13 protein-coding genes and 1 pseudogene are annotated in these 13,934 nt (G+C 73.4%); 10 read left to right on the top strand and 4 right to left on the bottom strand.

The genetic code is table 11. The features are described 5' to 3' along the window. Positions 1–15: 15 nt before the first annotated feature. The 4 genes from zapE to ABZ318_RS13890 all read left to right on the top strand — a co-directional run bounded on the left by zapE (position 16) and on the right by ABZ318_RS13890 (position 4,032). Entirely contained in the window at positions 16–1,101 is a 1,086-nt protein-coding gene (gene zapE, locus ABZ318_RS13905) for a cell division protein ZapE (RefSeq protein ID WP_356902689.1), read from the top strand. A 34-nt stretch (positions 1,102–1,135) separates the two neighbouring features. Then, positions 1,136–1,561: an OsmC family protein gene (locus ABZ318_RS13900; RefSeq protein WP_356902688.1), complete on the top strand. Its 426-nt coding sequence runs from the start codon at positions 1,136–1,138 to the stop codon at positions 1,559–1,561. Positions 1,562–1,696: 135 nt separating this feature from the next. After that, a complete protein-coding gene (locus ABZ318_RS13895) occupies positions 1,697–3,076 on the top strand; it encodes an alkaline phosphatase PhoX (protein WP_356902687.1) in 1,380 nt (459 codons plus the stop codon). 68 nt (positions 3,077–3,144) lie between these two features. Further along, on the top strand, positions 3,145–4,032 hold the full coding sequence (locus ABZ318_RS13890; protein WP_356902686.1) for a PPK2 family polyphosphate kinase: 888 nt from the start codon (positions 3,145–3,147) through the stop codon (positions 4,030–4,032). Here ABZ318_RS13890 and ABZ318_RS13885 read toward each other — a convergent pair. After that, a complete protein-coding gene (locus ABZ318_RS13885) occupies positions 4,018–5,505 on the bottom strand; it encodes a helix-turn-helix domain-containing protein (protein ID WP_356902685.1) in 1,488 nt (495 codons plus the stop codon). The genes ABZ318_RS13890 and ABZ318_RS13885 overlap by 15 nt on opposite strands. 113 nt (positions 5,506–5,618) lie before the next feature. Between ABZ318_RS13885 and ABZ318_RS13880 the strand changes: the two genes are divergently transcribed. Next, the gene (locus ABZ318_RS13880; RefSeq protein WP_352018752.1) at positions 5,619–5,816 is read left to right on the top strand and encodes a hypothetical protein; all 198 of its coding nucleotides are present in this window, start codon (positions 5,619–5,621) and stop codon (positions 5,814–5,816) included. Between the two features lie 26 nt (positions 5,817–5,842). Then, positions 5,843–6,721: a polysaccharide deacetylase family protein gene (locus ABZ318_RS13875; protein ID WP_356902684.1), complete on the top strand. Its 879-nt coding sequence runs from the start codon at positions 5,843–5,845 to the stop codon at positions 6,719–6,721. Between the two features lie 9 nt (positions 6,722–6,730). Here ABZ318_RS13875 and ABZ318_RS13870 read toward each other — a convergent pair whose 3' ends face one another. From ABZ318_RS13870 to ABZ318_RS13860, 3 genes and pseudogenes are all read right to left on the bottom strand, one after another. After that, positions 6,731–7,381, bottom strand: a complete 651-nt coding sequence (locus tag ABZ318_RS13870; RefSeq protein ID WP_356902683.1) for an ABC transporter — start codon at positions 7,379–7,381, stop codon at positions 6,731–6,733. Positions 7,382–7,941: 560 nt separating this feature from the next. Next, positions 7,942–8,496: pseudogene (locus ABZ318_RS13865) on the bottom strand (ATP-binding cassette domain-containing protein); the annotation flags it as partial. Continuing rightward, the gene (locus ABZ318_RS13860) at positions 8,493–9,170 is read right to left on the bottom strand and encodes an AIM24 family protein (protein ID WP_356902681.1); all 678 of its coding nucleotides are present in this window, start codon (positions 9,168–9,170) and stop codon (positions 8,493–8,495) included. The pseudogene ABZ318_RS13865 and the gene ABZ318_RS13860, both read right to left, overlap by 4 nt. 71 nt (positions 9,171–9,241) lie before the next feature. On the opposite strand from ABZ318_RS13860, the gene ABZ318_RS13855 reads away from it, so the two are divergent. The 4 genes from ABZ318_RS13855 to ABZ318_RS13840 all read left to right on the top strand — a co-directional run bounded on the left by ABZ318_RS13855 (position 9,242) and on the right by ABZ318_RS13840 (position 13,682). Further along, positions 9,242–9,952, top strand: coding sequence for a peptidyl-tRNA hydrolase (locus tag ABZ318_RS13855; RefSeq protein WP_356902680.1), 711 nt, complete (start codon positions 9,242–9,244; stop codon positions 9,950–9,952). 93 nt (positions 9,953–10,045) lie between these two features. Beyond that, positions 10,046–11,182 (top strand): hypothetical protein, encoded by a 1,137-nt coding sequence (locus tag ABZ318_RS13850; protein ID WP_356902679.1) that lies wholly within the window; start codon positions 10,046–10,048, stop codon positions 11,180–11,182. A 74-nt stretch (positions 11,183–11,256) separates the two neighbouring features. Next, positions 11,257–12,648 (top strand): DUF692 family multinuclear iron-containing protein, encoded by a 1,392-nt coding sequence (locus ABZ318_RS13845; protein WP_356902678.1) that lies wholly within the window; start codon positions 11,257–11,259, stop codon positions 12,646–12,648. A gap of 2 nt (positions 12,649–12,650) precedes the next feature. Continuing rightward, positions 12,651–13,682: a TIGR04222 domain-containing membrane protein gene (locus ABZ318_RS13840; protein ID WP_356902677.1), complete on the top strand. Its 1,032-nt coding sequence runs from the start codon at positions 12,651–12,653 to the stop codon at positions 13,680–13,682. Positions 13,683–13,934 lie beyond the last annotated feature (252 nt).

Here is a 13,934-nt window from a genome sequence, read left to right as displayed (position 1 = left end):
TTACAGTGGGGAACTGTGTCGACCCGTGCCTTCACCGAAGCGGCTTCCACCGAAGCGGCCCCGCTCTCGCTCTGCTCCCGAGAGCCCCACGTCCCCGCCGACCGTCTCGTCGCGGAGATGGTGCCGCCGCCGCGCTTCGACTCCGTCCGCTTCGACACCTACCTGCCCGACCCGAACCAGCCGAGCCAGACGGACGCCGTCAAGGCCCTGAGCGCCTTCGCCGAGGGCCTCGGCGGAGCGCACGCCTCCGGCGCCGGCAAGCGCCGCTGGTTCGCGAGGAAGCCGGCCACCCCGAGCGGCCCCCGCGGGGTCTACCTGGACGGCGGGTACGGCGTCGGCAAGACCCACCTGCTCGCCTCGCTGTGGCACGCGACCCCCGCGGAGCCCGCGCTGAAGGCGTTCGGCACCTTCGTCGAGCTGACCAACCTGGTCGGCGCGCTCGGCTTCCAGCAGACCGTGAAGACGCTCAGCGGACACCGCCTCCTCTGCATCGACGAGTTCGAGCTCGACGACCCGGGCGACACCGTCCTCGTCTCCAGCCTGCTCGGCAAGCTCGTCGAGTCGGGCGTGGCCCTCGCCGCCACCTCGAACACGCTCCCGGGCAAGCTCGGCGAGGGCCGCTTCGCCGCCGCCGACTTCCTCCGCGAGATCCAGGGCCTCTCCGCCCACTTCCGGCCGCTGCGGATCGACGGCGAGGACTACCGCCACCGCGGTCTGCCCGAGGCCCCGTCCCCGTACTCCGACCAGGTGGTCACCCAGACCGCGTACGCGACGCCGGGCGCCTCCCTCGACGACTTCCCGCACCTGCTCGAACACCTGGCCAGGGTTCACCCGAGCCGGTACGGCGCCCTCACGGACGAGCTCAGCGCCGTCTGCCTCACCGACGTCCAGCCGGTCCCGGACCAGTCCACGGCGCTGCGGCTCGTCGTCCTCGCCGACCGGCTCTACGACCGCGAGATACCCGTGCTCGCCTCCGGCCTCCCCTTCGACAAGCTGTTCAGCGAGGAGATGCTGAACGGCGGCTACCGCAAGAAGTACTTCCGGGCGATCTCGCGGCTCACCGCGCTCGCCCGCGACGCGAAGGGGCTCGTCGCGCAGTAGCTTGGGGGCCGTACCCGATCGAAAGGGATCCACCATGGCCACCGTGCGTCACGCCCACACCGTCTGGCAGGGCGACCTCCTCAAGGGCTCCGGCGTCGTCACCCTCGACTCCTCCGGTCTCGGTTCGTACGACGTCTCCTGGCCGGCCCGGACCGAGGAGCCCAACGGCAAGACCAGCCCCGAGGAGCTCATCGCCGCCGCGCACTCCTCCTGCTTCTCGATGGCCTTCTCCAACGGTCTGGCCAAGGCGGGCCACGCCCCCGAGCGCCTGGAGACGAAGGCCGACGTCACGTTCCAGCCGGGCGAGGGCATCACCGGCATCCACCTGACCGTGCGCGGCACGGTCTCCGGCCTGGACGCGGACGAGTTCCAGGCGCTCGCCGAGGACGCGAAGAAGAACTGCCCGGTCAGCCAGGCGCTCACGGGCACGACCATCACCCTCACCGCCGAACTGGCCTGACGCCAGATCAGAACACACGCCACACGGGGCAGTTGTGGCCCGCATGGTTCACGTGCCACGAGGGTGCGTGATACACACGTGCGGGTCACACGTCACATCACACACACCTGTCCGCCAACAGGAAGTGGTTGCCTCATGTCCGCAACGCGACGTCAGATCCTCTCCCGCACCGGCGCGTCCGTCGCCGGGATCGCCTTCACGGGCGCCCTCTCCGAACTCTTCGCCGGAAGCGCCGCGGCAGCCGGAAGCGCCGCGGCCGCGAGCCGCCGGGGAGGCTACGGCCCCCTCGTACCGGACCCGGACGGTCTGCTCGACCTCCCGGCCGGCTTCCGCTACAAGGTCCTCTCCCGGCAGGGCGACCCGCTCCGCTCCGGCGAGGGCCTCGTCCCCAGCAACCACGACGGCATGGGCGCCTTCGCCGGACGCCGCGGCCGGGTGCACCTCGTCCGCAACCACGAGAACCGGGTCACCGGGAAGATCGCCGTCCCCACCGTCCCGGGCCTCACCTACGACCCGGCCGGCAAGGGCGGCTGCACGGTCCTCGAACTCGACGGCCGGGGCGACGTCCTCGGCGAGCGGGTCGCCATCGCCGGGACCGCGGTCAACTGCGCCGGCGGCCCCACCCCGTGGAACACCTGGCTGACCTGCGAGGAGACCGAGGACCGGGCCGGCACCAACGGCTACACCAAGGACCACGGCTTCATCTTCGAGGTCGACGGAGCCGACCCGCACCGCACCGGGGCCGTCCCGCTCACCGCGATGGGCCGCTTCCAGCACGAGGCCATCGCCGTCGACCCCGCGAGCGGCATCGTGTACGAGACGGAGGACGCCTTCGAACGGCCCTTCGGGCTCTTCTACCGCTTCCTGCCGGAGAAGCCGCTCGGCGGCACCGGCTCGCTGCGCGCCGGCGGCGCCCTGGAGGCCATGCGGGTGCCCGGCGTGCCCGACCTCTCCGTCGTCCAGGAGACCGGCACCCGCTTCGAGGGCGTCGAGTGGGTCCCCGTACCCGACCCGCTGGCGACCGGGACCCCGATCCGGCACCAGGACTTCGGGCCCAGGGGCATCACGCACGCCCAGAAGCTGGAGGGCTGCTACTGGGGCGGCCGGGCCGTCTACTTCGTGTCCTCCTTCGCGCGGGCCAAGGACGGCTCGGCGGCCACGCACTTCGGCCAGGTGTGGAAGTACGAACCGCACAGGCGGCGGCTCACCCTCGTGGTGGTCTTCGGCCCGAGCACCGACGTCCGGCTCCCCGGCGAGTCCCCGGACAACATCTGTCTGGCGCCGACCGGGGGCCTGATGGTCTGCGAGGACGGCGACGGGGCGCAGCACGTCTTCGGGGTGAGCCGGAAGGGCGAGGTGTACGCGGTCGCGAGGGGCGCGCAGAACATCGGCACCCCGGACGCCCCGGAGTGGGGCGAGTTCGCGGGCGTCACCTTCTCCCCGGACGGCTCGACCATGTACGTCAACTGCTACACGCCGGGCACGACGTTCGCGGTGACGGGCCCGTGGTGCTGAGCTAGCGGCCGTCCGGGATCCGTCGCACGATCGGGAGAGGACGATCGGCGCGGCGGAAGGGGCGACGGATGCCGAAGAAAGACGACGGGAAGAAGAAGCGGAAGGCCCCGGCTCCCGAGCCCGTGCTGCGCGATCTCCTGCGCATCCCCGAGGGCGAGCGGATCGACCTCGCCGCGTACGACGCGGGGGCGACCCCGGCCGGCCCCGCCGACAAGACGGCGGGGCTGGCCGCCACCGCCGCCCTCGGACCGCGCCTCGCCGACCTCCAGGAGCGGCTGTACGCGGCGAGCACCGCCGGCGACCGCCGGCGGCTGCTCCTCGTCCTCCAGGGCATGGACACCAGCGGCAAGGGCGGCACGGTCAAGCACGTCATCGGCCTCTTCAACCCCTCCGGCTGCCGCATCCACGCCTTCAAGGCGCCGACGAGGGAGGAGCGGAGCCACCCCTTCCTCTGGCGGGTCGAGCGGGAGCTCCCCCAGCCGGGCGAGATCGGCATCTTCGACCGCTCGCACTACGAGGACGTCCTCATCACCCGGGTCCGGGAGCTGGTCCCCCGCCGGCTGCTCGGCCGCCGCTACGGCCAGATCAACCGCTTCGAGAAGTCGCTCGCCGACGACGGGGTGACCCTCGTCAAGGTCTTCCTCCACCTGTCGTACGAGGAACAGCGCGCCCGGCTCCTCGCGCGCCTGGACAACCCCGAGAAGCACTGGAAGTTCAACGCGGGCGACATCGAGGAGCGGGCGCTGTGGCCGGCGTACCAGCAGGCGTACGAGCTCGCCCTCGAACGCTGCACGACGGACGAGGCCCCCTGGTACCTGGTCCCGGCGGACCGCAAGTGGTACCGCAACTGGGCGATCAGCAGACTGCTGCTCGAACACCTGGAGGAGCTGGACCCGCGGTACCCGCCGGGGGACTTCGACGTGAAGGAGTGCCGGGCGCGACTACTGGCCACGTGAGCGGCGCCAGCGGGTGACGGCCGTCTTCAGCTCCTCGAAGGTGGTCAGATCGAGGAGGTCGAGCCGGCCCCGCGCGGCCATCATGGTGAGCAGGCGGTCGAGGAGTGCGCGGTCGAGGGTCATCCCCATGGCGAAGGCGGTCATGAGATCCGTGTCGTCCAGCCGGGTCACCAGGTCGAACAGGACGTCGATCTGTGCGTCGTCGAGTGCACGGACCTGCTGAGCCAGTCTCACGAACCGATGGATCTCCAGAAGACAGAAGAGCAGGCGGGCCGCCACGTCGGGCCTTCCGGCCTCCGCGAGCCCGACCAGGACTCGCAGCGCCTGCCGGTCCCTCCCCCGCGCGCGGACCAGTGCCAACGACGTCCGCGTCAGCCGCCCCGAGGAAGGCGAACCTGCCAGAGCCGCCAGGACGAGGGCGACGGCGTCGGCGTCGCTCGCCACCTGGCGCAACGCCTCACCCAGTACGTGGTCGCCCTGTGTGCTCCGTAGCCCCTGGTAGACGGCAGCCGCGTTGCGGTCGGTGAGCCGGGCGGAGAGTGCGGATGCCCAGGCATTCCGAATCCTGTTCTGCTCGATCCCCGCCACCTCCTCGGCGATGGCCGGCACGTCCTCCAGATGTCTCATCCGTGCCAGGTCGGCCACGAACGTCTCGACCGTCGTCACCGCGACGCTCTTCCGAAGCCAGCCCAGCAGCTCCCTCACCTCCTCCAGCGGACGCGACCACGCCGCCTCGGCCAGCTCTCGTGCCGCCCCCGGGAAGTCGTCCTCGTCCCACAGCGCGAGCAGCCGGCTCTTGAACGCCTCCAGCGGGAGGTCACCGGCACCGGTCCGCGACAGCTCCTCCTCCAGGCGCAGTACCGTCTCCCGCAGATCCGCGGTGTGGCGTTCCGCCTCCTGCCGGAGATGCTCGGCGTCCTGGAGGTCCTGGCGGAGCTGTTCGACCTGGTGGCGGAGGTCCTCCTGCGCGCGGGCGAGGGCGGTCCGCTCCGCGCCCCAGTCCAGGCGGAGGCGGGTGAGGTCATCGGCGATGTCCTGCGCCTCGGCCTCCTTCTTGTCGAGGAGGGCGTGCAGCGCCTCGATGTTGCGGTGGGCCCGCTCCGTGTCCCGGCGCGAGCGCGCCAGCTCGTCCCGCAGGCTCTCAAGACGGTACTCGTCCGGGCTGCAGACCCGCAGCGCCTCCAGTCTCCGATCGCGCAGCGCCTCCTTCGCCTCCAGCTGGAGCGGCGCTCCGACGTGGTCCTCGATCTCCCGGACCAGGCGGTCGATGAAGTCCTGGGGCGCGACGCGGCGGCCTGCGAGGTAGCGGGAGACGGCGGACTTGTCGAGGTGGACGCGGTACGCGTACTGGTTCTGGCTGATGCCCAGCCTGTTGAACAGCTCCTTCAACACGTTGCCGAGCGCCGCAACCTCCGGGACCTCTCCCCGCTCGACCTCCGAGGAGCTCCCCTGCACACGGGCCACTTCGGTCATCGCACCCTCCCCCAGAGCGTTGCCACCGCACCGGCAACGGTTGCGGCTTTCGCAACGTACCGGATGCCGCCGACGGTGGGGGTCCGTCCCGGCCACTACCCCGAAGGAACCCCATGCGTACGCTCCGATGGGCCCAGCGCGCCCTCATCGTCCTCGTGGCGACCCTGCCCCTGCTCCTCGTGACCCTCGCCTTCGTGCCCGCCCTGCTCGTCCTTCCCTTCCGTCGGGACCGGGCCGCGCACGCGCAGGCGATGGTGCGTCAGCTCAGCGCGTGGACTCGGGTGCTGCTGCTGTCGAGTCGCGAGCGATAATCACTTTGATCGGTTAACTTCCGATCGTGAACACTTCTGCACGAAAATTGGCGGTGCTCGGTCTTCTGGGCACCGCCCTCGTCGGCTGTGGCGGCGGTGCGGCCGAAACCCCGGCGCCGAAGCCGAAGGCGGCCGTCGTCGCGAGCCCCTCGCCCAAGGCCAGCGCGGCCGCCCCCGGCCCCAAGCCCGCGCGCGTCCCCGCCGTCCCGCCCACCATGGCGCCCGGACCCGGCGGCCTCACCCCCGTCTACACGCACCGGGTGAAGAGCACCGAGAAGGTCGTCGCGCTCACGTTCGACGCCGACATGACGGCCGACCAGGGCCCCCGCGCCGCACGCGGCGAGCACTTCGACAACCCCGAGCTCATCGCCACCCTGCGCCGCCTCAAGGTGGACGCGACCGTGTTCATGACCGGCCGCTGGGCGGAGGAGTATCCGGACCAGGCCAAGTCCATCGGCGGCGATCCGCGCTTCGAGATCGCCAACCACTCCTACAGCCACTACGCCTTCTCGTCCCCCTGCTACGGCCTGCCGACCGTCCCCCGCCCCGACATGGCTTCCGACGTGCAGCGCGCCTTCGACGCCTTCCGGGACGCCGGGGCCGTCAACGTCGTCCCGTACTTCCGCTTCCCCGGCGGCTGCTACGACGACGCGGCCCTGCGCGCCCTCGCCCCCGCCGGGGTCACCGCCGTCCAGTGGGACGTCGTCAGCGGCGACGCCTTCGCGAAGGACGCGGACGCCGTCGCCGACCAGGTCCTCGACGGCGTGAAGCCCGGCTCGCTCGTCGTCATGCACTGCACGCGCAGCGCCGCCCCCGTGACCGAGCGGGCGATCCGCCGGATCGTCCCGGAGCTCCGCGCCCGCGGCTACCGCTTCGTCAAGGTCTCGGAGCTCATGAGCCGCTGACCCGGCGCCTCACTCCAGGCACGCCGTCGCCCTGCACGCGAGCGCCGACGTCGCCGCCGCCAGGAGCAGCGCGCCGCCGCAGGCGAGCCAGGGCGGCTCGGCGGTCGCCGTGCGGGCCCCGGTGACCAGGACGGTCATCGCGAGCTTCGCCGGGGACCCCGTGGTCACGAGCGCGAGGAGGGAGCCGAGGACGAGCGCGGCGAGGGACCAGCCCGGAGCCCGGAGGAAGGGGCGGGAGGCCAGCGCGCCGACGGCGGCTCCCGTCAGGGCGCAGGCCAGGGCCGCCGGCAGCCCCGTGAGGACGGCGGCGAGCGGGGTGACCCCGCGCCGGTCGCCGATCGCCGTCACCGCGAGCACGGCGACCGTGCCGACCAGCACCGGCCAGGCGGCCCCGGTGAGCAGCGCCGCGAGGTGCGCGCGGCCCCAGCCGGCGGCCGCCGCGACCACGCTCCGGGCGGCGGGCGGCTCCTGGGTGAGGCAGATCCGCACGGTCCAGGCGGACACCGGGAGCAGGGCGGCCGCGGTGAACCCGAGCGCCCCGAGCACCGGCTCGCCTGCCTGGACGCCGACGCTGACGAGAGCCGCGTAGAGGAGCAGCGGGGCCAGCCAGCGCTGGGACCGGAGCAGCAGACCCGACTGGTAGCGCAGGAGCGCCGTCATACCCGTACGCCTTCGGTGCCGAGGTGGTGGACGTGCCAGGACGCGGCGAGCAGCGCGCCGAGGAGGGCGTCGGAGTGGGCCGCGTCGACGGTGAGGACGGTGGTGCCGCCGTCGGTGCCGGGGGCGACCACCGGATCGCCGGGCAGCAGGCCGGGGAGGGCCCGTCCGCCGGAGACGACGATACGGACGGAGGGCCGGGGGGCGGCGGGAGCGGACACCGACAGGGGCACGGCGGGAGCGGGCCCGGACCCGCCCGCCGAAAGACCGCCCACCGTCGCCCCGGGCCCGGACCGAGCCCCCCGAAGACCCACGCCCGTCACCACGGACTCGGGCCCGCCCACCGAAAGACCGGCCGCAGCCACCGCGGGCCCGGACCGAGCTTCCCGAAGACCCGCGCCCGTAACCACGGGCTCAGGCCCGCCCGCCGAAAGACCGACCGCCGTCACCACGGACTCGGGCCCGCCCGCCGAGACTCCGAGCTCCGGCCCCGCGAGCGCGGGAGGCGTCGTCCCCCGTACCCGGCCGCCCTCCACCCCGTACACCACCGCCGCCTCGCCCTCCAGCCGTCGTGGGTCGTGGTCGACGAAGACGACCGTCGCGCCCGCCGCGAGGCGCTCGCGGACGGCCGTGTCCAGTTCGGCGCGGGCGCCGGTGTCGAGGCCGGTCCAGGCCTCGTCGAGGACGAGCAGGGCCGGGTCGGCGAGGAGGGCCTGGGCGACGGCGACCTTCTGGCTGGTGCCCTTGGAGAGCTCCGCGAGCCCGGTTTCGGCATGCTCCCCGGCCCCGAAGCGCTCCAGCCACTCCCCCGCCCGGGCCCGCGCCGCCGCCCGGCCGAGGCCCTGGACGCGCCCGAGGTGGACCAGGTAGTCGACGGCCGTGAAGGGGAGGGCGACCGGGAATCGCTCAGGGACGTATGCCGTGCGGGCGGGCCGGCCGGTGACGCGGCCCTCGGTGGGCGCGTCGACGCCGGCGAGCAGCCGGAGCAGCGTGGACTTGCCGGTGCCGTTGGCGCCGACGACCCGGACGAGCGCGGCGGCGGGCAGGTCGAGCGAGACCTCCCGCAGCACCCACGGCCCGTGAAGGCCGTGCCGCCGCCCGACGTGCTCCAGCCTCAATTCGAGGAGTTCTTCTGCGGGGTGAGCTCGCTCGGCCGGACGACGACGAAGCCCTGCCCCTCCAGCTTGAGCTGCACCGCCTCGCCCGAGCCGCCGCGGATCATCGAGCCGAGCGACTGCGAGCGGTGCAGGGAGGTGTGGAGCTGCTCGCTCCAGCCGACGACGGCGTCGGTGTCGACGTACACCGGGGCCTGCGGGGTGACGGGGATGACGATCGGGTTGCCCTCGCACATCAGGGCGATCTTGCCGTGGCCGGAGAAGACGGAGTTGAAAAGGCCGCCGCCGGTCATGCCGGCGCCCTTCACGGTCCTGATCTCGTAGTGGAGCGTGGAGTCGAAGCAGAGCACGTTGCGGCCGTTGACGGTGAAGGCCTCGCCCTGCTCGATCTCGACGATGAAGCAGTTCTGCGCCTCGTGCGCGAACCAGGCCTCGCCCTGGCCGCGTACGGCCATCAGCGGCAGGCCCTCGCCGGTGACGGCGCGCTTGAGCATGCCGCCGATGCCCTGGCCCTTGCGCTCGAACTGGAGGTCGCCGCGGAAGGCGATCATCGAACCCTGGCGGGCGTGCATCTCGCCGTTCACCGTGTACTTGACCGACTTGGCGTTCTGGAGGGTCATCCCCGGGAAGGCCGCCGCCTCGGCGAGGTGTTCGCCGGCAAAAAGATCGCTCTTCATGAGGGGCATCCTGGCCCGGAAGCGATGATTCCCACAAGAATCGCTCCTCACCCGGGTGGCAGACTTGCCGGGTGAGCAGCAACGAGACCGATCTCCGCGACGAGAAGCCCCAGTTCGTCCTCCCCCTGGTCGTCCGGATCGAGCGCGACGCGCCCCCGAGCCGCACCGACGCCCTGGAGACCGCGGCGCGGGCCGTCCTGGAGATCCTGACCGACGACCGTTCCCTCGGCGAGGGCGAGTGGGCGCGGGCGATCGCCGACTGGCAGGACGCCCGGATCCGCAAGGTGGTGCGCCGGGCGCGCGGCGCGGAGTGGCGCCGCGCGGGCGCCCTCCCCGGGATCACGGTCGGCGGTACGGAGGCGGAGGTACGGGTCTTCCCGCCGGTCCCGCTCGACGGCTGGCCCAAGGAGCTGGCCAAGCTCCAGGTGTCGGGCACCGACCTCGACGACCCGGCCGCGCCCGGTCCCGTGCCGGAGGGTGCGGTGGTGCTGTGGTTCAACCCGGAGCTCGACATGTCGGCCGGCAAGGCGATGGCCCAGGCCGGACACGGGGCGCAGCTGCTGTGGTGGGCGATGCCGGACGCCGACCGGAAGGCCTGGCGCGAGGCGGGCTTCCCGCTCGCGGTGCGGACCGCGACGGCCGAGGACTGGTCGGAGCTGACGGCGAGCGGCCTCCCGGTGGTGCGGGACGCGGGCTTCACGGAGATCGCCCCGGGTTCGTGCACGGTGGTGTCCGAGGGCGGTACGCGCTTCGCCCCGCGGCTGCGGCTCCCCCGGGCCTGACCGACGGCCGCCCCGGCGGGCCGGTGGCCGGGCAACCGGGTGTCGGACCCGTGCCGTAGCGTGCGGCGGATCGTGCACTTCGAGGAGATTCGCATGTCCGTTCCCGCCCGGCTCCGGGCCGCCGTCCCCGCCCCCCTGTCCTCGCCCGAGGCCGGTCCGCCGCAGATCGCGGGCCTGCCGGGGCGCAGGATGCTCGTCCAGGCGAGCGACGAGGAGGTCGTGGCGCGGCCCCTGGACGACGCCTTCGCCGCGGTCCCGGGGGCGGAGGTCCGTTTCCCCGCCCCCTGGCCGCGCCGCCGCGGGACCTGGGAGGTGGCGCCGGACGCGGGCCTGGCCGTCTTCGCCGGGGTGCACGCGGTGCGCGCCGTGGAGCCGTCGGGGGCGACGCGCTGGGAGGTCCGGCACGGATGCTGGTACGGCGCCTGCCGGGAGATGCACGAGTCGTACGAGGAGTACGCGCAGGAGCGGGACCACCGCTACCCGGACGGGGGCTCGGTCGGCTTCTCCGCGGACGGGAAGCTCGTCTGGGCCCATGTGCGCGGCCCGTTGCCCGAGGGCGAGCTGAACCCGGACACCGTCGACGAATGGCTGGTGATCGACGCCGGCGACGGTCGTGTGCTCGCCCGTGGCAACGCCGAGGCCGCGGCGGCCGGCAGCTTCCACCTCCCCCACCCGACCGATCCCCGTCGGATGGGCCTCAGCATCGGCGAGGGCCAGGACGGCGCGCCACTGCGCCTGGGCGACTGGGACGGAGAGCGGCTGGACGTCACGTACGTGGAGGGCGACCTCTGCCTGGTGGACGTGAGCCCCTCGGGCGAGCGGCTCATGACGGTCTCCCACGACCAGGACCAGCTCTCCGTCCGCGACTTCGACGGCCGGCTGGTGGAGGGGCTGGAATGGGACGCCGAGTCGGTGCTTCCGCCGCACCCCGAAGCCCCGTCGGGCGACGAGGACGACGAGGACGAGGCGCCCGTCTACTGGGACTGGGCGGGCGGCTTCGTGGACGAGACGACCCTCGTCGTCTCGACCGTGGAGAGCGACGACGAGTGGGGCGAGGTCCGGCACTGGCTGCTCGACACCACAGGAACGCACGGCCTCCGGCCCATCGGCTACCCGTCCCCGCCCTCCGGTCAGCCGACCGCACTCGGGTGCGGCGCCTGGGCGACGACGTCCGAGTCCGGCGACGCCCTGCACGTCTGGGTGGCGGCCGAAGCTCAAATGAAGCTCTGAACCTGGGCCCCTCGCGGTTCGGATGGTGTCGCCCGGGCCATCACGTCAGGGACTGAGGACCGAAGGAGGGGGACATGACGGAACTCGGCATCGGCATCGGCTGGCGCCCCGAGATCGCGGAGGCGGTGGAGGCGCTGCCCGGCGTCGACTGGGTGGAGGTCGTCGCGGAGAACATCTGCGCGGACCACCTGCCCGATTCGCTGACCCGGTTGCGCGAGCGCGGCGTGACGGTCGTGCCGCACGGCGTCTCGCTCGGACTCGGCGGCGCGGACCGGCCGGACCCGGCACGGCTCGCGGCGCTCGGCGAGAAGGCGGTGGCCCTGGGGGCGCCGCTGGTCACGGAGCACATCGCGTTCGTACGGGCCGGGGGGCCGCTCACCGCGACCCCGCTGCTCGAAGCGGGCCACCTGCTGCCCGTGCCCCGCACGCGGGACGCCCTCGACGTGCTCTGCGAGAACGTGCGCATCGCGCAGGACGCGCTGCCCGTGCCGCTCGCCCTGGAGAACATCGCGGCCCTGATCGCCTGGCCGGGCGAGGAGATGACGGAGGGGCAGTTCCTGGCGGAGCTGGTGGAGCGTACGGGGGTACGGCTCCTCGTCGACGTCGCCAACCTGCACACCAACCACGTCAACCGGGGCGAGGACCCGGCGCGGGCCCTGTCCGAGCTGCCGGTCGAGGCGATCGCCTACGTGCACGTGGCGGGCGGTGTCGAGCGGGACGGCGTCTGGCACGACACCCACGCGCATCCCGTGCCGGGGCCGGTGCTGGATATCCTGGCGGACCTCGCGTCGCGGGTGTCGCCGCCGGGGGTGCTCCTTGAGCGCGACGACGACTTCCCGCCCGCGGAGGAGCTTGCGGACGAACTGCGCGCGATTGCCGCTGTGGGCATACGTTCCGCAAGGGCGGAACGGGTGGGCACGGCCCACGCGCACGGCGCCCGTTCCCTCGGACCCGCGCCCCGACGAGCCCCGCTCCTGATCGGCGCCGGCGCAAGGGCCTCGGGCGGCCCGATGCCGAATGCCCTGGTCTTCCAGGAGCCCGAGCCCGTCGCGTGCGACGCCGCCCGCCAGCGCCTGGCCGTCACCCAGGCCGCCCTCTTCTCCGCGCTCGTCGCCGGAACCCCCGTCCCCGAAGGCTTCGACACCCGTCGGATCGGGGTCCAGAGCCGTGCCCTCGCGGCCAAGCGGGCCGGGGTCGTCGCGAAGGTCGCGCCGGAGCTCCCGGAGATCCTCGGCAAGGGCTTCCGGCCCGCGTTCCTCGCGTACGCCCGGTCCCGCCCCATGACCGGCGGCTACCGCCGGGACGCGCTCGACTTCGTCGAGCACCTGCTGCTCGCCGGCCGGCCGGAGGACCCGGCGGCGCGGCAGCGGCTCACGGAGTGGTGGCAGGACCGTTCCGGCAGCCGCCCGCCGGGCCGTGCCGCCCGGCTCGTACGGGCCGCCCGCCACGCCCTCGTGGGGAGATGACCATGGACTTCCTGCTCGTCCTCGTCTACCTCGCGGGCGCCGTCGGCATCGCCCTCGTCATCACCCGGGTCGTCCGGACGCGCGGCGGTCCCGGCGGGCCCGTCCACGACCGGTACGAGGTCGCCTTCCTCAACGGCGGCCCGGCCCGCGTCGTCGACACCGCGCTCACCGCCCTCCAGGCGGACGGCAGGATCGCGATCGGCGGCCCCGGCATCGTCGCGGTCGTCCGCCCCACCGCGTACGACCCGGTGGAGCGCGCCGTCCTCCAGGAGCACGCCGCCGCCCCACACGGGGCCCTGCACCACCTGCGTCTCGGCGTGATGCGGCACCCGGCGGTCCAGGAGATCGGCGACGGCCTCGCGGCGCGCAGGCTGATCGTCGCGCCGGCGACGCGGCGGACCACGGCCCGCTGGTGCGTCACCCTCGGGCTGACGGCCTTCGTGCTCTTCCCGGTCTCGATCCTCCTCACCGTGATCGACTTCGCCGACGACCCGGGGTTCCGGCTCCCGTTCGTCATCAAGGTGCTGCCGGTGCTGGTCGCCGCCGGGATCACCGCGATCGTCTGCGGTTCGATCTCCGCCGGGCAGGTCACCTCGGCCGGCCGCCGTGCGGTCTTCGCGTACGGGAGGGCGCACGGCCATCTCGCCGACGCCGGGCACCTCGTGGCCCTGCACGGGCTACGGGCCGTGCCGGACCCGGTCCTCCGGGAGCAGCTCGTCGCCGCCGCCCGGTTCCACGCACCGCCGCGGCGGCGGAACGGGCGCGGCAGGCGGCCCTCGCCGTCGCACTTCTCGTCCTCGGACGCGGCCGTCCTCGGGGTGGCGACCGAGTGGTGCGCGACCAACAGCTCCTGCGGAGGAGGGGGCGGGAGCTCCTGCTCGGGCGGCGGTTCCTGCTCGTCCGGGTCCTGTTCCTCGGGTTCCTGCTCCGGTGGCGGGTCGAGCTGCGGCGGCTCCGGTGGCGGATCGAGCTGCGGAAGCTCCAGCTCGTGTTCGAGTTCGAGCTCCAGCTCGTGTTCCAGCTCCAGCGGCTGAGGGCCGATCGGGCAGCGGCTGCTCTCCGGGCTCTCGCGGACCGATCCGCTGACCGCCCTCGCGACGCGCGGTCCCGCCGTGCTCGAACCGGAGCTCCGCGCGGCCCTGCGGGGCTGAGCGCCCACGGGAAGAGGTCCCGGAAATGACGCCGGTGCGGCGCCCTCTTCGACAACGGCCGTCGCGGTCGCCCGGTGACGGGCCCCGGCAACCGTCCGCTGAAGTCCCTCAGCGACATGCTGAAGGGCAAGCAGG

The organism is Streptomyces sp. NPDC006197, from assembly GCF_040613865.1.
GTDB lineage: Bacteria > Actinomycetota > Actinomycetes > Streptomycetales > Streptomycetaceae > Streptomyces.
Note: the sequence above shows the minus strand (reverse complement) of the source record. Positions and strands in the feature narration are given on the sequence as shown.

Coding starts and splice junctions, on each gene's coding strand:
- ABZ318_RS13870 (WP_356902683.1), bottom strand. CDS start 7,381: ATGACGGCGCTCCTGCGCTACCAGTCGGGTCTGCTGCTCCGGTCCCAG.
- ABZ318_RS13880 (WP_352018752.1), top strand. CDS start 5,619: ATGCGTACGCTCCGATGGGCCCAGCGCGCCCTCATCGTCCTCGTGGCG.
- ABZ318_RS13850 (WP_356902679.1), top strand. CDS start 10,046: ATGTCCGTTCCCGCCCGGCTCCGGGCCGCCGTCCCCGCCCCCCTGTCC.
- ABZ318_RS13890 (WP_356902686.1), top strand. CDS start 3,145: ATGCCGAAGAAAGACGACGGGAAGAAGAAGCGGAAGGCCCCGGCTCCC.
- ABZ318_RS13840 (WP_356902677.1), top strand. CDS start 12,651: ATGGACTTCCTGCTCGTCCTCGTCTACCTCGCGGGCGCCGTCGGCATC.
- ABZ318_RS13895 (WP_356902687.1), top strand. CDS start 1,697: ATGTCCGCAACGCGACGTCAGATCCTCTCCCGCACCGGCGCGTCCGTC.
- ABZ318_RS13885 (WP_356902685.1), bottom strand. CDS start 5,505: ATGACCGAAGTGGCCCGTGTGCAGGGGAGCTCCTCGGAGGTCGAGCGG.
- ABZ318_RS13845 (WP_356902678.1), top strand. CDS start 11,257: ATGACGGAACTCGGCATCGGCATCGGCTGGCGCCCCGAGATCGCGGAG.
- ABZ318_RS13900 (WP_356902688.1), top strand. CDS start 1,136: ATGGCCACCGTGCGTCACGCCCACACCGTCTGGCAGGGCGACCTCCTC.
- ABZ318_RS13860 (WP_356902681.1), bottom strand. CDS start 9,170: ATGAAGAGCGATCTTTTTGCCGGCGAACACCTCGCCGAGGCGGCGGCC.